This window comes from Delftia sp. DS1230, from assembly GCF_040112715.1.
GTDB classification, from domain to species: Bacteria; Pseudomonadota; Gammaproteobacteria; order Burkholderiales; family Burkholderiaceae_C; genus Comamonas; species Comamonas tsuruhatensis.
Genome location: NZ_CP157763.1, coordinates 4,646,352 through 4,665,807, shown reverse-complemented (window position 1 = coordinate 4,665,807; position 19,456 = coordinate 4,646,352). Strand labels below are relative to the sequence as shown.

Genomic DNA, 19,456 nt, shown 5'->3' with positions numbered 1-19,456 from the left:
AGCAAAAAACCAGGAACAGCCCCATGCACTATGAAACCCGCTATTGCACGCACTGCGCTACCCCCCTGCAGTGGGTGATCCAGGCCGAGGACGGCGGCGATGTATCGCGCCTGCGCTGCCCCGAGTGCGGCTGGACGCACTGGAACAATCCCACGCCCGTGCTGGCCGCCATCGTGGAGCTGGACGGCAAGGTGCTGCTGGCGCGCAATGCGGCCTGGCCCGAGAAGGTCTTCGGCCTGATCACGGGCTTCATGGAGGCCGGCGAGTCGCCCGAGGAGGGCGTGGCGCGCGAGGTGGCGGAGGAAACCGGCCTGCAGGCCGAGTCGCTGGAGCTGATCAGCGTGCATGAGTTCCTGCGCATGAACCAGGTGATCATCGCCTTCCATGTGCGCGCCAGCGGCCAGGTGCGGCTGTCGCCCGAGCTGCTGGAATACCGCCTGCTGGAGCCCGAGAAAGTCCAGGCCTGGCCTTCGGGCACCGGCATGGCGCTGGCCAAGTGGCTGCGCAGCCGGGGGCATGATCCTGTGATCCGTGACTTCTGGAAGCGTGCCGAGCAGGCCCAGGAGGCTGAAGCGAGTCGCGCCGATCAAGACACTGCTGCCGGCCTCAGCCGCGATGCCGCCTAGAATCCCAGGCTCAAGAGGTGCATCCGATGGAAATTCACAAGGAAATCGACACGCGCGGGCTCAACTGCCCGCTGCCCATTCTCAAGGCCAAGAAGGCGCTGGCCGAACTGGACAGCGGCCAGCTGCTCAAGGTGGTGGCCACCGACACGGGCTCGCTGCGCGACTTCCAGGCCTTCGCCAAGCAGACCGGCAATGAACTGGTGGAGCAGCAGACCGTGGGCGCGGAGTTCATCCACATCCTGCGCCGGCGCTGAGCGGCTGCACGCGGCTCGCTCCAAAGAAAAAGGCCTGCTTTCGCAGGCCTTTTGCATGGGGCAGGGGCGGCTCTGAGGCCCGGCCTCAGATGCTCAGGCCCTGCAGGTATTCGCGGAAGCTCGCGCCCACGTCCTCGTGCTGCAGCGCCAGCTCCACCGTGGCCTGCAAAAAGCCTTCCTTGCTGCCGCAGTCGTAGCGCTTGCCCTGGTACTGGAAGGCGTAGACGGCTTCATGGGCCATCAGGCGTTCGATGGCGTCGGTCAGCTGGATCTCGCCGCCCACGCCCTTGGGCTGGTTGCGGATCTCCTCGAAGATGGCTGGTGTCAGCACATAGCGGCCGGCCACGCCCATGCGCGAAGGCGCCTTCTCGGGCGCGGGCTTTTCGACGATCTTCTCGATGCGCATCAGCGCGCCGCCGGCCGGCTCGCCGGCCACGATGCCGTAGCGCTTGGTCTGCTCCAGCGGCACTTCCTGCACGGCCAGCAGGGAGCGGCCCTGTTTCTGGAAAGCCGAGGTCATCTGGGCCATCACGCCCGGGCCGCCAGACTCGCCCACCATCAGGTCGTCGGCCAGCAGCACGGCAAAGGGCTCGTTGCCCACCAGCGGCTCGGCGCACAGCACGGCGTGGCCCAGGCCCAGGGAGCGCGGCTGGCGCACGAACAGGCAGTTCATGTCGGCGGGGCTGATGCTGCGCACCAGCTCCAGCATGGCCTGCTTGCCGGCGTTCTCCAGTTCGTTTTCCAGCTCGTAGGCGGTGTCGAAATGGTCCTCGATGGCGCGCTTGCTGCGGCCGGTGACGAAGATCATGTCGCGGATGCCGGCCTCGTAGGCCTCTTCCACGGCGTACTGGATCAGCGGCTTGTCCACCACGGGCAGCATCTCCTTGGGAGAGGCCTTGGTGGCGGGCAGAAAGCGCGTGCCGAGCCCGGCAACGGGAAACACGGCTTTGCGGACACGGGTCTGGGTGCTCATAAACGGATCTTTCAACCCAGGCGGGCGAGTTGTTCCTGGATGCGGATCAGCGTTGCGCCGAAGTCGGCCACGCGCTTCTTTTCCTGGTCGATGACGGCCGGAGGTGCCTTGGCCACGAAGGCCTCGTTGCCCAGCTTGGCATTGGCCTTGGTGATTTCGCCTTCCAGGCGTGCGGCTTCCTTGGACAGGCGGGCCTTTTCGGCCGCCACGTCGATCTCCACGAACAGCGCCAGGCGCGCCTCGCCCACCACGCAGACCGGCGCAGCCTGGGCGGCCTGGGCCCAGGCGGCTTCGTCGTCGAACACCTTGACCTCGCTGAGCTTGGCCAGGTTTTGCAGCACGGCGGCATTGGTGCGCAGGAACTGTGCCTCGTCGGCCGAGCTGGCCACGGCCAGCAGCGGCAGGCGCTGTGCGGGCGACACGCCCATTTCGCCGCGCAGCGTGCGGCAGGCGTCGATCATCTGCTTGATGCGGCCCACGTAGGCGATGGCGGCCTCGTCGATCTTCTCGGGCTGGGCCTCGGGGTAGCGGGCCACGGCCACGGACTCGCCGGGCAGGCCGGCGACCGGAGCGACCTTCTGCCACAGGGCTTCGGTCACGAACGGGATGATGGGGTGGGCCAGGCGCAGGATGGCCTCCAGCGTGCGGATCAGCGTGCGGCGCGTGGCGCGCTGCTGGGCCTCGCTGCCGGTCTGGATCTGCACCTTGGCGATTTCCAGGTACCAGTCGCAGAACTCGTTCCAGACGAAGTCGTACAGCGCGTTGGCCACGTTGTCCAGGCGGAATTCGGCAAAGCCCTTGGCCACTTCGGCCTCGACCTTCTGCAGCTGCGAGGTGATCCAGCGGTCGGGCTGGCTGAACTGCATGTAGCCCGCGAACTCGCCGCCGGCCTGGCATTGCTCCTTGGTGTGGGGCAGCAGGCCGCAGTCATGGCCTTCGCAGTTCATCAGCACGAAGCGGCTGGCGTTCCACAGCTTGTTGCAGAAGTTGCGGTAGCCCTCGCAGCGCTTGCTGTCGAAGTTGATGGAGCGGCCCAGCGAGGCCAGAGCCGCGAAGGTGAAGCGCAGCGCGTCGGCGCCGTAGGCGGGAATGCCCTCGGGGAATTCCTTTTGCGTGTTCTTGCGCACCTGGGGGGCGGTCTCGGGGCGGCGCAGGCCCTGGGTGCGCTTGTCCAGCAGGGTGTCCAGGTCGATGCCGTCGATCAGGTCCACGGGGTCGAGCACGTTGCCCTCGGACTTGCTCATCTTCTTGCCCTGGGCGTCACGCACCAGGCCATGCATGTAGACATGGCGGAAGGGCACGCGGCCCGTGAAGTGCGTGGTCATCATGATCATCCGGGCGACCCAGAAGAAGATGATGTCGTAGCCCGTGACCAGCACCGAGCTGGGCAGGTAGAGGTTGTAGTCATCGTCGGCCGCCTCGGTCTGGTTCGGCCAGCCCATGGTGGAGAACGGCACCAGGGCCGAGGAGTACCAGGTGTCCAGCACGTCCTCGTCGCGCGTGAGCGTCTTGCCGGGGGCCTGGGCCTGGGCTTCTTCCTCGGTGCGGGCCACGTAGACCTTGCCGTCCTCGTCGTACCAGGCGGGAATCTGGTGGCCCCACCACAGCTGGCGCGAGATGCACCAGTCCTGGATGTTGTTCATCCACTGGTTGTAGGTGTTGACCCAGTTCTCGGGCACGAACTGCACCTGGCCGCTGGAGACGGCATCGATGGCCTTCTGCGCGATGGACTTGCCCGTGGCATCGCCTTCGCCCACCTTGTTCATGGCCACGAACCACTGGTCGGTCAGCATGGGCTCGATCACCTGGCCCGTGCGCGTGCAGATGGGCACCATGAGCTTGTGCTTCTTGGTCTCGACCAGCAGGCCGGCCGCGTCCAGGTCGGCCACGATGGCCTTGCGCGCCACGAAGCGGTCCATGCCGCGGTACTTCTCGGGCGCCTCGTCGTTGATGGTGGCCGTGAGCGTCAGCACGCAGATCATCGGCAGGCCGTGGCGCTGGCCCACGGCGTAGTCGTTGTTGTCATGCGCAGGCGTGACCTTGACCACGCCCGTGCCGAACTCGCGGTCCACGTAGTCGTCGGCAATGATGGGGATCTCGCGGCCCACCAGGGGCAGGATCACGGTCTTGCCGATCAGCGCCTGGTAGCGCTCGTCCTCGGGGTGCACCATCAGGGCTGCGTCGCCCAGCATGGTTTCCGGGCGCGTGGTGGCCACCACGAGCTGGCCCGAGCCATCGGCCAGCGGATAGGCGATGTGCCACAGCGAGCCGTCCTTTTCCTCGTTCTCGACCTCGAGGTCGGAGACGGCGGACATCAGCTTGGGGTCCCAGTTCACCAGGCGCTTGCCACGGTAGATCAGGCCCTGCTGGTACAGGCGCACGAAGGTCTCGTTGACGATGGACGACAGCTTGTCGTCCATGGTGAAGTACTCGCGGCTCCAGTCCACGCTGTCGCCCATGCGGCGCATCTGGCCGGTGATGGTGTTGCCGCTCTGGTTCTTCCACTCCCAGACCTTGCTCACGAAGTTCTTGCGCGCCTCGGGAGGCGTCGCGCCCATGTCGTGGCGGCTGGCGATGCCCTGCTCCTGCAGCTGGCGCTCCACCACGATCTGGGTGGCGATGCCCGCGTGGTCGGTGCCGGGCACCCAGACCGTGTTGTGGCCCTTCATGCGGTGGTAGCGCGTGAGGCTGTCCATGATGGTCTGGTTGAACGCATGGCCCATGTGCAGCGTGCCCGTCACATTGGGCGGCGGCAGCTGGACGGAGAACGATGGCTGGGATGCATCTGCCTGGCCCGTGCCGCGCACGCCGGCTGCGCCGTAGCCGCGCTTTTCCCATTCGGGGCCCCATTGGGCCTCGATGGCGGCGGGTTCAAACGATTTGGACAGGCTGTCGAGGCCTGGCTGGGCAATGGTGTCGCTCATGGCTTGCTTGCGGGGAATTGTGCGAATGGCGTTTGGCAAATGAAAACGGCATCCGTTGAAGGGATGCCGTCTGCATATGCGAAATGGATGACGGTTTGACGGGGATTCTACCGACCCCGTCCGCCTGCCTGTTCGCCGGGTTTTATTCAGGCCGCTGCGTCGGGGACGAACTCGGGCCGGTCGTTGCTCTGGGGCTTGAGCGGCTGGGCGGCCTTGCCTTCCGCGCGTTCCTTGCGCCATTGCTCCTTGCGTGCCGTCCACTCGTTCAGGCGGGCGTGGGCGGTGGTGCTTTCGCGCGCCATCTGCACTTCGTCGGCCAGCTGGGCCGACAGCTCCAGGCGGATGCCGTTGGGATCGAAGAAATAGATGCTCTTGAAGATGTGGTGGTCGGTCACGCCCAGCACCTCGATGCCATGCGCCACCAGGCGGGCCTTGGTGTTCTCCAGTTCCTCGACGGTGTCCACGCGGAAGGCGATGTGGTTGATCCACAGCGGCGTGTTGGGCGAGGGCTGGGCCTTTTCGTCGTCGCCGATGTCGAAGAAGGCGATGAACGACCCATCCTTCAGGCGGAAGAAGAAGTGCGTGTAGGGGCAGTACTCGCCCGTGCTGGGCACGTAGTCGCTCTGGATGATGTGATAGAGCGGCAGGCCCAGGATGTCCTCGTAGAAGTGGCGGGTCTCCTCGGCATCGCGGGCCTTGTAGGCGTAGTGGTGCAGCTGCTGCACGGCGGCGGGCGGTGGCAGTGTGGACAGGTCGGGACGGGCGCTTGTGTTCATCGAATGTCTCCTTGGTGGATGTCTTGATTCTACTATTCGTAATCAATTTACCTAAATGAAATGTTGCGATGGATGCAGGGATATGCGCGCTGCGGTGTCCGGGCCACCTGCGGTGCCGAGTTGCCGCCAGCACTTGACCTTCAAGTCACTTCACGCTTTCTCATCGAGGTCCGATCCCCCCGCTTGCCATGGTCGCCATGGATGCGGCGGCCCTCTGTTCACAACCGTTTTCAAGTCAAGGAACCTCATGAGCGACAGCCATCAGCACGGCGACGTGCGCGCCCTGCCGGAATCCCGTCTCTGGTTTGCCTTCGGATTGACCGGCACCTTCATGGTGGTGGAAATCATCGGCGGCATGGTCACGGGCAGCCTGGCCCTGATCTCCGACGCCATGCACATGCTGACCGATGCGATGGCGCTGCTGCTGGCCCTGGTGGCCATACGCGCCGGCCGCAAGGCAGCCGACCTGCTGCGCACCTACGGCTATGCGCGCTTCGAGATCCTGGCCGCCGCCGTCAATGCACTGGTGCTGCTGGGTGTGGCCTTCTACATCCTGTATGAGGCCTACCGCCGGCTGTCGGCACCTGCAGAAATCCAGTCCCTGGGCATGATGGCGGTGGCGGCCGCGGGCCTGGTGATCAACCTGCTCTCCATGCGCCTGCTGTCGGGTGGCAAGGACGAGAGCCTGAACGTGAAGGGCGCGTATCTGGAGGTGTGGGCGGACATGCTGGGCTCGGTCGGCGTGCTCGCCGGTGCTGCGCTGATCTGGCTGACGGGCTGGCGGTGGATCGACTCGGCGGTGGCCGTGGGCATCGGCTTCATGGTGTTCCCGCGGACGTGGACCCTGTTGCGCGAGTGCATCAACATCCTGCTGGAAGGCGTGCCCTCAGGAATGAGCCTGCAGGCAGTGCGCGAGACGATTGCGGGCACGGCGGGCGTGGCAGCGATCCACGATGTCCACCTGTGGGCGGTCACGCAGAGCAAGCCCATGCTGACCGGCCATGTGGTGCTGCTGCCCGGCGCGGACGGCGAGCAGGTGCGCCGCGATATCGAAGACAGGCTGCAGGCCGGCTTCGACCTGCACCATACGACGCTGCAGATGGAGAGCGAGGACCGCTCCCCGTCAGAGCACATCCACTAGGATGCCCAGTCTTCATGGACCACACCCGGAGTGCACCGATGCTTGAGCTTCGACCCAACTGCGAATGCTGCGACAAGGACCTGCCGCCAGAGTCTGCCGAGGCTCGCATCTGCACCTTCGAGTGCACGTTCTGTGCCGGCTGTGCGGATCATGTGCTGCACGGCGCCTGCCCCAACTGCGGTGGCGAGCTGGTGGCCAGGCCGCGCCGGCCGGCGGACAAGCTGGAGCGGTATCCGGCCTCGACGAAGCGGGTGCTCAAGGCCGGTGGCTGCGCTGTAAGGGCCTGATCAGAGCACAGGCCTGGCTCTGCGGCCACGGAACGCAGCCTCCACCACCAGCACGGCTGCAAAACCCATCACATAGGCCAGCACATCCCACCAGTCGGCCGTGCTGCCCAGCACGATGCGCAAGGCGCGGTTGGGAATGTGCAGCTGGAAGGTCGATGCCAGGAACTGGCCCAGCTCCACCAGCAGGCCCACGCACAGTGCGGCCGATGCCAGCGTCAGCACGCGCGCGGCGATCACGGTCTTGAACACGGCATAGACCCAGGCCACGGCCAACACGTCGCCGAAGAAGCTGCGCACCCAGCCCCAGCGCGCGCCGACGGTGGCCAGCAGCACGAGCAGGACAAACAGGGCCACCGCCCACACCAGGGAAACAGGATCAAAACGCCATCGCATGGCCGCCATCATCGGGCCAAAAGCGGGTCCGGTCAGCGAGCCGGGTGCGCAGTGCCTTGCGCAGTGGTGGCCAGCGGGTGCGCTATCCCGCCATCGCCGTAGCTGCCCACCACCTGGGCGATCACCACCTGGTAGCCCTTGAGCCAGCGCGCCTGCTGCCGCTTGGCCTCGATATGCGCAGGGTGGCGCATCAGCTCTTGCAGCGCCTCCCAGGTCTGCCAGTAGTAGACGTTGGAGACCAGGCCTGTGGCGGGGTTCTCCCAGGCCTCTTCGCCCAGGTAGCCGGGGATGGCGCGGGCGATCTCGGCGATCCGGCCGTCAAGGGCATGGAACTGCGCGTCGTATTCGCCCGGCGCGAAGGTGAAGGTGGAGGTGTACATCGGTGGGTGGCAACCTGTGTGAGGGTGGCTGGCGCTAGATGCGCGGCGCCGCATCCATGGCGCTGGCCAGCGGCTCCTGTCCGCGCTCGCGCAGCGCGCCGATGGCGCCTTCCAGGTCGCGGGCCTGCCGGTTCTGGCTGAGCTTGGCCTTGCCCTCCAGGCGGGTGATGCGGATCTGCAGGCCGACGATGGCCTGCAGCATGCCGTCGATGAATTCACGCGGCGAGTCGGACATCTTCCAGGGCTGGGCCTGCGATGCCTCATGGACCCGGGTGAGCCGGCCGACCAGGCCGCGCACGAATCTCTCGTCGTCATGGATGCTGATTTGCCCGTGCACATGCACGGCCTCGTAGTTCCAGGTGGGCACCAGGCGGTGCGTCTCGTGCTTGCTTGGATACCAGCTGGGCGAGATATAGCCTTCGGCACCACGGAAGACGACCAGCACCTCGGCGCCGTCGCGGCACTGCTGCCAGATGGGATTGGCGCGGGCCACATGGGCGCTCAGCGTGCCCATCTCCCCTGGGGCCGCATCCAGCAGGAACGGCAGGTGGTTGGCGTCCAGCACGCCGTTGGCCTGGGTGACGAGCGTGCCCAGGGGGTGGCTGCGGATCAGGCCGTGCAGGCTGCCGGAATCGGTGAGGGAGAAATGGGCGGGCGTGTACATGGAGCTTGGTGCAACGGTGGACCGGCATCGGGGGAAACAGGACTATCCACCATCCCTGGCACAATGAAAAATCCAGTTTCGTGATTTTTTGGAAGACCAGTTGAAGTCCCATTTCGCCGCCAATGCCGGGGCTGCGCCCAGCGCCCGCCGCATCCACGAATGGCTGAAATCCCAGATGGCTGACGGCAGCCTGGCCGTGGGCGCGCGCCTGCCTTCCACCCGCGCGCTGGCGCTGGACCTGGGTGTGTCGCGCACCACCGTCACGGCGGCCTACGAGCAGCTTGCGGCCGAGGGCTATCTGGAGACTGCACAGGGCGCCCGGGCGCGCGTGGCAGCTGGCGCGGAGCAGCGCAGCCGCGCGCCCCGCATTGCGGCTGCGGCGCAGGATTGCCGATCCCGCCTGTCTTCCTATGGACGGCGCGTGGATGCGCTGGCGCAGGCCCAGCCCGCTCGCGCCTGGGATGAAGGGCCTGCCGTGATCGACTTTCTCTACGGCGCCCTGGCCTTTGATGACTTTCCCACGCTGGCCTGGCGGCGTGCCTACAACCGCGCCATCGTGCAGCGCCAGTCTTCCCTGTCCTACGACGCGCCCGAAGGCGAGCCGGCGCTGCGCATGGCGCTGCAAGGCTATCTGCGAAGGGCGCGGGGGCTTGTCTGTTCGGCCGATCAGATCGTGGTGGTGCAGGGCTCGCAGCAGGCCATCGACCTGTGCGCGCGCGTGCTGGTCGATCCGGGCGAGACCGTGCTGATGGAAGAGCCCTGCTACCTGATGGCGCGCCGCGTGTTCGAGGCCCAGGGCGCATGCCTGCAGGAAATGGCCGTCGATGAACAGGGCCTGGATACCTCGGCGCTGGCCGGGCGCCAGGCGCGTCTGGCCTATGTCACGCCCTCGCACCAGTTTCCGCTGGGCGGCGTGCTGTCCATAGGCCGCAGGCAGCAGCTGCTGGCCTGGGCGCGCGCCACGGGTGCCTGGATTCTGGAAGACGACTACGACGGCGAGTTCCGCTACGGGCTGCGCCCCATCGACGCCCTGCAGTCCATTGACGAGGTGGGTTGCGTCATCCATGTCGGCACCTTCTCCAAGGCCTTGTCCCCACAAATGCGCATGGGCTACCTGGTGCTGCCGCCGTCCCTGGTGCCCATTTTCCGGGAAGCCCGTCGGCTGGCCGACCGGCATGCGCCGCGCCTGGACCAGCTGGTGCTGGCCGCGCTGATCGAGGACGGCAGCTACGAGCGCCATGTGCGCGCCGCCCGCCGCCGCAACGAAGGCCGGCGGGCGGCATTGCTGCAGGCGCTGGAGCGGCACCTGCCGGGCGCGGTGCAGGTCGAAGGTTCGGCCTCGGGCCTGCATGTGGTGGCCTGGGTGCCTGCCGTGCACCAGCGCGATGAAATTGCCCTGGTGCGTCTGGCGCGAGAGCGCGGCGTGGGCGTGCGCCCCATCTCGCCGCTCTATGCGGCCGGTGACGCCCATCGCCGCCAGTCCTGCGCCGGGCTGGTCCTGGGCTATGCGAGCCTGCAGCCTCAGGCCATCGAGCAAGGGGTGCGCAGGCTGGCGGGCGTGGTCAGTCAGTGGCAAACCCAATCCGCAACGCAAAAAAGCCCGTGACCGGGGTGCCGGTTCACGGGCCTTGGGTGCCGACGCCCCTAAAGGCGCTTTGCCCAGCGCGGTCTTACTGCTGCTTGACCGCTTCGATGGACATCACCAGGCGCACTTGCTTGGGGAAGCCGTAGTCCACGCCGTAGTTCACGCCGAAGGCGGTGCGGTCGATCACGGCCTCGAAGTCGCCGCCGCAGGTCTCGCGCTTTTGCAGCATGGCGTTGGGGTAGCAGGTGAACTTGTTGGCCTTGATGGTCACGGGCTGGGTCTTGTCCAGGATGGTCAGCTGGCCGGTGACTTCCTTGAGCTTGTCGCCGTCGAAGACGAACTTGTCGGAGACGAACTTGGCCTGGGGGAACTTGGCCACGTTGAAGATGTCGGCGCTCTTGAGATGCTTGTCGAAGGCGGCGGTGCCCGAGCTCAGCGAGTCCATTTCCAGCACGACTTCGACCTTGCCGGCCTTGGCGTCACGGTCGAATTCCACGGTGCCGCTCTTCTTGTCGAAGCGCACGCGGTTGGTCGAGGCACCGTTGTGGTCGATCTCGAACGTGGCGAAGGTGTGCGTCGGGTCGATGGCGTAGGTTGCGGGAGCCGCCTGGGCAGCGGTGGCGAACAGGCCGGCAATGGCCAGGGCAAACACGGAAGTGCGCATGAAAGAACTCCTAGGTTGGGGTTGCACGAAACGGAAAAGAAAACGGCCAATGCTGGGCAAGAGTGCCGCTTACAGCTTGCCCACGCCGGTCAGGGCCAGCTTGAATTGCACCTGGACCTCGTCGGCCACCATGGAGGTATCGCCCCATTCGCCTTCGCCGATCTTGAACTGCAGGCGCTTGAGCGGCAGCGTGCCGGTGGCCGTGGTCGTGGTGCCGGACTGTGCCAGTTGCACGGGAATGCTCACGTTCTGGACCTGGCCCTTGATGCTGAGCTTGCCGTCCACTTGGTACTTGCCGCCGCCCAGCGCCTTGACGGCCGTGGAGTCGAAGACGGCCTGGGGGAATTTGGCGACATTGAACCAATCGGCCTTGGGCAGCTCGGCATCGGTTTCCTTGGCGCCCATGGTGGCGCTGCCGGTGTCCACGGTGAAGCGGATCTTGCTGGTGTCGGGCTTGGCCGTGTCGAACTGGACCTGGGCGTCGAATTTCTTGAAGTGGCCCTGCAGGGGCACGCCCATCTGCTTGGCCGTGAAGTTCACGGCGCTCTGGGCGGGAACGAGCTTTTGCTCGGCCAGGGCCGCCTGGGAGGTCAGGGCCGCAGCGGCCAGGGCAATGGTGGTCAGCGTGGCGGAAAAGCGCATGGCAGGACTCCTTTGGAGGTCGGGAAACATTCGATCGGGGATGGCTGGGGCGCGCGCAGCGCGGTGCGCAGGCCCTGGCTGGGGGAGAAAACTCAGGCGCGGCCAGGCAGCATGCGGGAGATGAGGCCGTCGCGGTCGATGAACTGGTGCTTGAGGGCGGCGCCCACATGCATGGCGATCAGCGCGACCAGGGCCCAGGCCGCCCAGCCGTGCAGGGGCTTGAGGGTTTCGGCCAGCTCGGGGCTTGCGCTCACGAAGTCGGGCAGGGGCAGCACGCCGAGGAAGACGATGGGAAAGCCGGCCGCCGAGCTGTAGGCCCAGCCCAGCAGGGGCACGGCAAAGAACAGCAGGTACATGGCGTGGTGGGTGCCGTTGTGGGCCCAGTGCTGCCATTGGGGCATGGCGCGGGCCACGGCGGCGGGCAGTTCGGGCGGGCGATGGGTGATGCGCCAGACCAGGCGCAGCAGGCTCAGCGTCAACAGCGTGACGCCCAGCCACTTGTGCCAGTTGTAGAGCTTCAGGCGCGAGGGCGAGAACGGCAGGCCTGTCATGTACCAGCCCAGGGCCAGGGCGGCGATCAGGCCCAGGGCCAGCAGCCAGTGGGCAGCCATGGCCACGCCGTTGTAGCGCGTGGCTTTGGAGGAGGATTTTGCTGGCGCGTTGGCGCGGGCTGAGGACTCTGTCATGGATGGCGGCAGGCTTTGGAACCGTTCAGGGCCCCTGCAAAGGGGCCCTGGATGGCAAGAAAGGGTGCGGTGCGCTCTGCGTGGACTTCGTGCACTGCGGACAACGTGCAGTGTAGGAAGCGGCAAATCCAAAAGAGTTCAGCGGTATTGACGGCTCGATTCAAAAAAGATGAAGGCTCGCCGTGCCGCGCGGAGGGCTCAGGGCCGGGTCGGATCGGCGGGCAGCACGACCACGGACTGCGCTGCCTGCTTCCAGGCGGCAGCCGCTGCATCGGCATCGCCGCGGTGCTCGGCCATCAGGGCCAGGCGCTGCCAGGCGCGGGTGCGCAGTGCGCTTTCCTGCAGGTGGGGGGCTGCGCGCAGCAACAGCTGCTGGGCCTTGCCCCAGAGCTGGCGCTGCACGCATGCCATGCCGGCCAGGTATTGCAGGCGGGCTTCGCGCGGATGGGCGTTGCTGGCCGCCTCGATGCGAGCCAGCCAGGCGCCGTCCAGGCCGTCCAGGCAGGGCTCCAGCACCTGGACCAGGCGCGGCAGGTGGGATTCGCTGCGCGGGCCTGCGTGGGACAGCAGGCGCTCCCATACGGGCAGCAGCCAGGCACGGGCCTGCGCGGCCTCGCCGCCCAGGGCCATGAGGCGCGATGCGGCCGGCAGCGCAATCTCGGGCATGGCGCGCTCTTCCGTGTCCAGCGACAGCCAGAAGTGCTGCAGCTGCGTGGTGTCGCGTGCCTCGTTGATGCTCTCCAGTACCAGGCCGCGCACCACGCTGGCGGCGGCCGCGGGCGAGAAGGCGCGGTGCTTGGCCAGCAGGCGCGCCGTGTCCAGCGCCGTCGATGTCTGGCCTGCCAGGCGCGATGCCTTCAGGCGGATGCGCAGCGCGATCGTGCGGCGTGCCGCGCCCTGTGGCAGTTCGGCCAGGCGGCGCAGCGCATCAGCTGCGTCGCGGTCGTCCAGGGCCCAGCGTGCCGCGCGCATCTGTGCGCCTTCGCGCATTTCCTGCTCCTGGGCGTTGCCTTGGGCCGGTGCGTTGGCCAGGACCTCACGCCAATGGTGGTCGCGCTGCTGGCGGTCCTGCAGGGCATGGGAGGCATCGGCGGCCACCATGTGGGCGGCGGCGCGCAGCCGCATGCCGTGCGGCACGGCGGCATGGGTCTCGGCCAGGGACTCTTCCATGGCCAGGGCCGCCAGCGCGGACTTGCGTGCGCGCAGGAAGCGGCCGGCCTGCTGGTGCGACAGGGCTTCCAGCAGGCTGTGGTGCATGGCGCGCTCTTTCTGCTGGCTGCGCCAGCGCCGCGCCTGGTGCGGCATCTGCAGCAGCGCGGCCAGCGCGCGCAGCGCGGCATACAGCAGCACGAAGGCCAGCACGATGATGGCAATGGCCAGGTTCAGTGACAGGTCCAGGCGGTAGGGCGCCCAGAACAGGGTCACCGTGCCCTGGTTGGAGCCCGCGAACAAGGCGGCCGCAACGGCCATGCCGAACAAACCGATCAACCACAGTGCAGCGCGCATTCGTCTGTCTCCCGGCTGCTCAGCGGCCTGCGGCGGCCGTTGCCAGCGCCGCCAGGGTTTCCTGCAACGCCGGCTGTTCGGTGGTGCGCAGATTGGCCTGGATCTGCTGCAGCTGGGCCTGCACGATCTGGGTGCGCCGCGCGGCAGGATCAAAGTACTTGTTCACGGCCATCCCGGAAGCGGCCAGGTCGGCCCGCGCCGCATCCCACTGGCGCGACAGCAGGGCCAGGCGCGAGTTCAGCAGCTTGAGCTTGAGGTTCTCGCGCAGGAAATAGGCCTGTTCCGGCGCCAGCAGGATGGCGTCCGGGTGGTCTATGCGGCTGACGCGCAGCAGGTCCTGGGCTTCTTCGCGCACGGCCGTCCAGCCGCGCTCGCCCCAGGATTGCCACCAGCGCCATTCGGTGGGGCTGCCCTCGATGGGGGCGGGCTCGGGCTGGCGGGCCGCCTGGCCGGCCACGCCGCGATGGCGGCTGGCGCGTGGCTGGGCCACGGCGTTGAGCAGGGGCATCTCGTCGACCAGGCGCACCAGGTCCTCGATGCGCGTGAGCAGGCCGGCGGTGTCGGTCACGCTCATGCGGGCCAGCCGTTCCAGATCGCGGTCCAGCGCGCGCATGACCGGGGCCAGCCGGGGCTGGGCGGCGCGTTCAATGCGCTGGCGGGCGTTCTTGAGCGTGGCCACCAGCGGCTGCAGGCTGCCGGACAGCTCGGCCTGCTGCTGTGCCAGGCGGATGGACGATTCGATGTCCACCACCAGGTTTTCGTCGCGCGAGCGCGACATGCTTTGCAGGAGTTCGTCGAGCTGCGTGCGCTGCAGAGACAGCTCGGCAATGCGCGCCTCCATGACCGAGGTGCGCGCCGCGCTATCGCGGGCCAGGTCCTGGGCATCGCGCGCCAGGGTGCGGGCCTCGACCGACTGGGAGCCGGACTGCGCGGACTGGCGCGCCAGCTGTTCCTGGATATTGCCCAGGCGCTGCCACAGCATGCCGCAGGCAATGAGCGCCGCGACGGCCACGGCGCCCACGCCGTAGACCAGGGCCGAGGAGCCGCCGCGCAGTTCTGCAGCGGGGCTGCTTTGGGCGGAGCCGGCTGCGAAGGCTGCTGCGGAGGATGCGGGCGTTAGGTCCTGTGGGGTGGGGCGGTCTTGCGCTGCGTCGGAACTCATGGCGACGATTCTATCGACGCAACCACGTCCTCCAGAGCGGGCCGGCATTGCTTGACATCTCCGAATCCCATGTGTCTTGCCTGGGCAGCGATTCGCTCGTGCGTAGCGAGCGCTCGCGCTTTTTGCCACGATTGGCCCGGCAGGAGCTGTTGCAGGTTGGCAACGGATTCGGCGCTGCTGAGCAGCCAGAGCGAGCCATCTTCGGCCGCCAGGCGTGCCAGTGCCGTCTGGGCTGCATCCCAGGCAGGCAGTTCGCGCTGGTACACGGCCAGCATTTCGACCTGGGCACCTGCCTCGCGCAGGCGGGCGGCCAGCCAGTCGCGGCCGGCGCCTGCCGTGGCCGGCACGGTCCTGGGCGCCCCTGCCTGGCTGTCGCCGCGCACGATGAGCACGCGGTCGCCCGCATGGATCTGGTCATGCACGCGCTGCCATAGCGTTTCGGATTCGAACTGGGCGGCGTCCGGTGGCGGGCCGTCGATCTGCTCCGGCGCAATGCCCAGGGCCAGCAGCGCCCGGGCGGTGCCGGGGCCGGGCGTCCAGGCGCGGGTGGAGGCCGGAAGCCGTGCGGGGTCGGTGCCGAAGAAATGCTGGACGGCATTGCCGCTGACGAACATCACGGCGCGGTAGCCCAGGCCTTCGCGCAGCGCGTTGCGGGCGGCCTGCAAGGCCTGTTGCGTGGCCGCATCGCGGCAGGGGCCTATGGCCATCAGTGCCAGCGGCTGGGCCGGAAGGCCCCGGGCCTGCAGCGCATCCACCCACGCGGCTGCGTCATGGGCCGGGCGGGTGACGAGTATGCGCGGTGGCATGTCGGGCCTGGCGCCTAGAGCTTTGGGGCCGGCTGGGCGCCCGCCGCCTGCAGCAGCGCAGCCACGTGCTGGCCCAGTGCGTCGGCACTGGCGAAGTCGGTGACGGTGGCATCGGCGCGCACCTGCACCAGCGGCAGCCGGCCTTCCGGGTCTCCCCAGGCTGCGTCCAGGCGCAGTTGCTGGCCGTCGAAGGTGCCGTGCGCCGCCAGCGGCATGGAGCAGCTGCCGCCCATGCAGCGGCTGACGGCGCGCTCGGCGGTCACGGTCAGCCAGGTGGTCTGGTGGGCCAGCGGGGCCAGGGCGTCGATCAGGTCCTGGCGGTCGGCGCGCACCTCGATGCCCAGCGCGCCCTGGCCTGCGGCAGGCAGCATGCCGGCGGGCTCGAACCTGGCGCGGATGCGGTCAGCCAGGCCCAGGCGCATCAGGCCGGCAGCGGCCAGCACGATGGCGTCGTAGTGGCCTTCGTCCAGCTTGCGCAGGCGGGTGTTCACGTTGCCGCGCAGCGGCTCTATCCTCAGGTCGGGGCGCAGGGCCTGCAGCAGTGCCTGGCGGCGCAGGCTCGATGTGCCGACGACGGCGCCCTGCGGCAGCTCGGCCAGCGCGGCGTAGCGATTGGAGACAAAAGCGTCGCGCGGGTCTTCGCGTTCCATCACGCAGGCCAGCACAAAGCCTTCGGGCAGCTCCATGGGCACGTCCTTGAGCGAGTGCACGGCGATGTGGGCGCGTCCTTCTTCCAGCGCCACTTCCAGCTCCTTGACGAACAGGCCCTTGCCGCCCACCTTGGACAGCGTGCGGTCCAGGATCTGGTCGCCCTTGGTGGTCATGCCCAGCAGTTCCACTTCATGCCCCCGGGCGCGCAGCAGTGCCTGGACATGCTCGGCCTGCCACAGTGCCAGCTGGCTCTCGCGCGTGGCGATCACGATGGAGTGGGGGATCAGTGGTTTGGTATTCATCAGGAGCCTCGGGGGGAGCGCGGGATGCTAGCATGCTGCGCCGCAGTAAACCCGGCACCAGGACCGAAGCCCAAGCAAACCGATACGCTGACCGATTCCAGGAGATTCGTTGATGGCCACCGCCCCCCGCAAGAGCAATGCGCGAGATGACAGGCGTGATGACAAGCCTGTCCGCAAGACGGACAAGGACCTGCCGCTGATCGAGGACATACGCCTGCTGGGGCGCATTCTGGGCGATGTGATCCGCGAGCAGGAAGGCGTGGCGGCCTTCGAGCTGATCGAGCAGGTGCGCCAGCTGTCGGTGACCTTCCGCCGCGATGCCGACGAGACCGCCGACCGCGCGCTCAAGCGCCTGCTCAAGGGCCTGACCACGGACCAGACGGTGAGCGTGATCCGCGCCTTCACCTATTTCAGCCATCTGGCCAACCTGGCCGAGGACCGCCACCACATCCGCCGCCGCGCCGTGCACGAGCGCGCGGGCAACACGCAGGAAGGCAGCATCGAAGTGGCGCTGGCGCGGCTGCGCTGGGCCGGCATCTCGGCCGGCACCGTGGCGCAGACGCTGGCCAGGAGCTATGTGGCGCCCGTGCTCACGGCCCACCCCACGGAAGTGCAGCGCCAGAGCATCCTGGTGGCCGAGCGCGACATCTCCCAACTGCTGGCCGCGCGCGAGGACATCGTGGCCCGCGCCCAGCTGTACAACAGCGCCAAGGACGCGCTCACCCCGCGCGAACTCGAACGCAACGAGGCCCAGCTGCGCGCCCGCGTCAGCCAGCTGTGGCAGACACGCCTGCTGCGCTACTCCAAGCTCACCGTGGCCGACGAGATCGAGAACGCGCTGTCCTACTACGAAGCCACCTTCTTGCGCGAGATTCCCAAGCTGTATGCGCAACTGGAGCAGGAGCTGGGCAACACCCTGCCCGTGCACAGCTTCCTGCGCATGGGCCACTGGATCGGCGGCGACCGCGATGGCAACCCCAATGTCACGGCCCAGAGCCTGGAGCTGGCGCTGTCGCGCCAGGCCGACGTGGCGCTGCGCCACTATCTGCGCGAGGTGCACTACCTGGGCGGCGAGCTGTCGCTGTCCCAGCGCCTGGCCGATGTCACGCCCGAGATGCAGGCGCTGGCAGAGCGCTCGCCCGACACCAACGAGCACCGCTCCGACGAACCCTACCGCCGCGCGCTCACCGGCATCTACGCGCGCCTGGCCGCCACGCTCAAGGTGCTGACCGGCGGCGAGGCCGCGCGCCATGCCGTGGCGCCGCAGAACGCCTATGCCTCGCCCGAGGAGTTCCTGGCCGACCTGCGCGTCATCGACGACTCGCTCAGCCGCAACCATGGCGAGGTGCTGGCGCCCCAGCGCCTGCGTCCGCTGATGCGCGCCGTGCAGGTTTTCGGCTTCCACCTTGCCACCGTGGATCTGCGCCAAAGTTCGGACAAGCATGAGGAGGTGGTGGCCGAGCTGCTGGCCACCGCGCGCCTGGAGCCCGACTATTCGGGCCTGCAGGAAGACGCCAAGTGCGCCCTGCTGGTGCGCCTGCTGGAAGAGGCGCGGCCGCTGCGCGTGGTGGGCGCCGACTATTCCGAGCATGCGCGCGGTGAACTGGCCATCTTCGAGGCCGCGCGCCGCCTGCGCGCGACCCTGGGCGCCGAGGCGATACGCCACTGCATCATCAGCCACACCGAGTCGGTCAGCGACCTGCTGGAAGTGCTGCTGCTGCAAAAGGAGGCGGGGCTGCTGCGCGGCACGCTGGACGACGGCGCCGTCTGCGACGTGATCGTCGTGCCGCTGTTCGAGACCATCGGCGACCTGCGCAGCGCCGCGCCCATCATGCGGCGCTACTTCCAGCTGCCCGGCGTGGCGGCCATGGTGCAGCGCAGCGGCGGCGAGCAGGACATCATGCTGGGCTACAGCGACAGCAACAAGGATGGCGGCATCTTCACCAGCAACTGGGAGCTGTACCGCGCCGAGATCTCGCTGGTCGAGCTGTTCGATGATCTGGCCGACAGCCATGGCATCAGCCTGCGCATGTTCCATGGCCGCGGCGGCACGGTGGGCCGTGGCGGCGGCCCCAGCTACCAGGCCATCCTGGCGCAGCCCCCGGGCACCGTGCGCGGCCAGATCCGGCTGACCGAGCAGGGCGAGGTCATCGCCTCCAAGTACGCCAACCCCGAGATCGGCCGGCGCAACCTGGAGACCCTGGTGGCCGCCACGCTGGAGGCCACGCTGCTGCAGCCGACCAAGCCGGCCACGCGCGCCTTCCTGGACGCGGCGGCGTTTCTGTCCGAGGCCAGCATGGGTGCCTACCGCGCCCTGGTGTACGAGACTCCCGGCTTCACCAGCTACTTCTTCAGCAGCACGCCCATCCGCGAGATTGCCGAGCTGAACATCGGATCGCGCCCGGCTTCGCGCAAGCCCTCGCAGAAGATCGAGGACCTGCGCGCGATTCCCTGGGGCTTCAGCTGGGGCCAGTGCCGGCTCACGCTGCCGGGCTGGTACGGCTTCGGCGCGGCGGTGCAGGCCTTCATCGGGCAGCCGGGCAAGGATGGCAAGGCCCAGCTGGCCCTGCTGCAGAAGATGTACCGCCAGTGGCCGTTCTTCCGCACCCTGCTGTCCAACATGGACATGGTGCTGGCCAAGAGCGACCTGAACCTGGCCTCGCGCTATGCCGACCTGGTGCCGGACGCACGCCTGCGCCGCCGCATCTTCAGCGCCATCGAGGCCGAGTGGCACAGCACCGTCGATGCGCTGGCGCGCATCACGGGCGACAAGCAGCGCCTGGCCCACAACGAGGCGCTGGCGCGCTCCATCCGCCACCGCTTTCCCTACATCGATCCGCTGCACCATCTGCAGGTGGAGCTGGTGCGCCGCTGGCGCGGCGGCCAGACCGATGAGCGCATCAAGACCGGCATCCACCTGTCGATCAATGGCATTGCGGCCGGCGTGCGCAATACCGGCTGATCGAGGGCGCGAGCGGGCCGGGAGGCCCCTCGCGCCGCCATGCGCAGGGCGCCGGCCGGCCGCCGTGTAGGA

The 19,456-nt window shown here is 67.9% G+C and carries 19 protein-coding genes; 6 read left to right on the top strand and 13 right to left on the bottom strand.

Annotation, left to right across the window (positions count from 1 at the left end):
* The first annotated feature begins 23 nt into the window (after positions 1-23).
* Entirely contained in the window at positions 24-626 is a 603-nt protein-coding gene (locus tag AAN986_RS20990) for an NUDIX hydrolase (RefSeq protein ID WP_013803642.1), read from the top strand.
* A gap of 26 nt (positions 627-652) precedes the next feature.
* Positions 653-880 carry a sulfurtransferase TusA family protein gene (locus tag AAN986_RS20985; protein WP_012204137.1) on the top strand — a complete coding sequence of 76 codons (228 nt, stop codon included), beginning with the start codon at positions 653-655 and terminating at the stop codon, positions 878-880.
* 85 nt (positions 881-965) lie between these two features.
* Here the strand turns inward: AAN986_RS20985 and galU are convergent, their stop codons facing one another.
* The 3 genes from galU to AAN986_RS20970 all read right to left on the bottom strand — a co-directional run bounded on the left by galU (position 966) and on the right by AAN986_RS20970 (position 5,553).
* A complete protein-coding gene (gene galU / locus AAN986_RS20980) occupies positions 966-1,853 on the bottom strand; it encodes a UTP--glucose-1-phosphate uridylyltransferase GalU (protein ID WP_016448953.1) in 888 nt (295 codons plus the stop codon).
* A gap of 11 nt (positions 1,854-1,864) precedes the next feature.
* Positions 1,865-4,777, bottom strand: coding sequence for a valine--tRNA ligase (locus AAN986_RS20975; protein ID WP_349335472.1), 2,913 nt, complete (start codon positions 4,775-4,777; stop codon positions 1,865-1,867).
* 146 nt (positions 4,778-4,923) lie between these two features.
* Positions 4,924-5,553, bottom strand: coding sequence for a VOC family protein (locus AAN986_RS20970; protein ID WP_349335471.1), 630 nt, complete (start codon positions 5,551-5,553; stop codon positions 4,924-4,926).
* A 247-nt stretch (positions 5,554-5,800) separates the two neighbouring features.
* Here AAN986_RS20970 and AAN986_RS20965 point away from each other — a divergent pair, with 247 nt between their 5' ends.
* Positions 5,801-6,694, top strand: a complete 894-nt coding sequence (locus tag AAN986_RS20965) for a cation diffusion facilitator family transporter (protein ID WP_047217791.1) — start codon at positions 5,801-5,803, stop codon at positions 6,692-6,694.
* Positions 6,695-6,732: 38 nt separating this feature from the next.
* The gene (locus tag AAN986_RS20960) at positions 6,733-6,981 is read left to right on the top strand and encodes a DUF1272 domain-containing protein (protein WP_012204142.1); all 249 of its coding nucleotides are present in this window, start codon (positions 6,733-6,735) and stop codon (positions 6,979-6,981) included.
* On the opposite strand, the gene AAN986_RS20955 is transcribed toward AAN986_RS20960, so the two are convergent.
* From AAN986_RS20955 to AAN986_RS20945, 3 genes are read right to left on the bottom strand one after another with little or no spacing between them, the layout of a single operon-like run.
* Positions 6,982-7,386 (bottom strand): DUF2809 domain-containing protein, encoded by a 405-nt coding sequence (locus tag AAN986_RS20955; protein ID WP_016448949.1) that lies wholly within the window; start codon positions 7,384-7,386, stop codon positions 6,982-6,984.
* Positions 7,387-7,406: 20 nt separating this feature from the next.
* Positions 7,407-7,754: an antibiotic biosynthesis monooxygenase gene (locus tag AAN986_RS20950; RefSeq protein ID WP_349335470.1), complete on the bottom strand. Its 348-nt coding sequence runs from the start codon at positions 7,752-7,754 to the stop codon at positions 7,407-7,409.
* 34 nt (positions 7,755-7,788) lie between these two features.
* The gene (locus tag AAN986_RS20945) at positions 7,789-8,418 is read right to left on the bottom strand and encodes an FMN-binding negative transcriptional regulator (RefSeq protein WP_349335469.1); all 630 of its coding nucleotides are present in this window, start codon (positions 8,416-8,418) and stop codon (positions 7,789-7,791) included.
* A gap of 100 nt (positions 8,419-8,518) precedes the next feature.
* On the opposite strand from AAN986_RS20945, the gene AAN986_RS20940 reads away from it, so the two are divergent.
* Positions 8,519-10,024 (top strand): PLP-dependent aminotransferase family protein, encoded by a 1,506-nt coding sequence (locus tag AAN986_RS20940; RefSeq protein ID WP_349335468.1) that lies wholly within the window; start codon positions 8,519-8,521, stop codon positions 10,022-10,024.
* Between the two features lie 64 nt (positions 10,025-10,088).
* Here AAN986_RS20940 and AAN986_RS20935 read toward each other — a convergent pair whose 3' ends face one another.
* The 7 genes from AAN986_RS20935 to hemC form a co-directional block, all read right to left on the bottom strand.
* Positions 10,089-10,667, bottom strand: a complete 579-nt coding sequence (locus AAN986_RS20935) for a YceI family protein (protein WP_016448945.1) — start codon at positions 10,665-10,667, stop codon at positions 10,089-10,091.
* A gap of 69 nt (positions 10,668-10,736) precedes the next feature.
* Positions 10,737-11,309, bottom strand: a complete 573-nt coding sequence (locus AAN986_RS20930) for a YceI family protein (protein WP_016448944.1) — start codon at positions 11,307-11,309, stop codon at positions 10,737-10,739.
* Between the two features lie 92 nt (positions 11,310-11,401).
* Positions 11,402-11,995, bottom strand: coding sequence for a cytochrome b (locus AAN986_RS20925; RefSeq protein WP_016452500.1), 594 nt, complete (start codon positions 11,993-11,995; stop codon positions 11,402-11,404).
* A gap of 198 nt (positions 11,996-12,193) precedes the next feature.
* Positions 12,194-13,501, bottom strand: coding sequence for a heme biosynthesis HemY N-terminal domain-containing protein (locus AAN986_RS20920; RefSeq protein WP_034365389.1), 1,308 nt, complete (start codon positions 13,499-13,501; stop codon positions 12,194-12,196).
* Between the two features lie 19 nt (positions 13,502-13,520).
* A complete protein-coding gene (locus AAN986_RS20915) occupies positions 13,521-14,663 on the bottom strand; it encodes a uroporphyrinogen-III C-methyltransferase (protein ID WP_034348890.1) in 1,143 nt (380 codons plus the stop codon).
* Positions 14,660-15,469, bottom strand: a complete 810-nt coding sequence (locus AAN986_RS20910; RefSeq protein WP_047217839.1) for a uroporphyrinogen-III synthase — start codon at positions 15,467-15,469, stop codon at positions 14,660-14,662. The genes AAN986_RS20915 and AAN986_RS20910 overlap by 4 nt, the downstream gene beginning before the upstream one ends.
* Positions 15,470-15,483: 14 nt before the next feature.
* Entirely contained in the window at positions 15,484-16,422 is a 939-nt protein-coding gene (gene hemC, locus AAN986_RS20905) for a hydroxymethylbilane synthase (protein ID WP_047217787.1), read from the bottom strand.
* Positions 16,423-16,534: 112 nt separating this feature from the next.
* Between hemC and ppc the strand changes: the two genes are divergently transcribed.
* Positions 16,535-19,384 carry a phosphoenolpyruvate carboxylase gene (gene ppc, locus AAN986_RS20900; protein WP_017406380.1) on the top strand — a complete coding sequence of 950 codons (2,850 nt, stop codon included), beginning with the start codon at positions 16,535-16,537 and terminating at the stop codon, positions 19,382-19,384.
* Positions 19,385-19,456 lie beyond the last annotated feature (72 nt).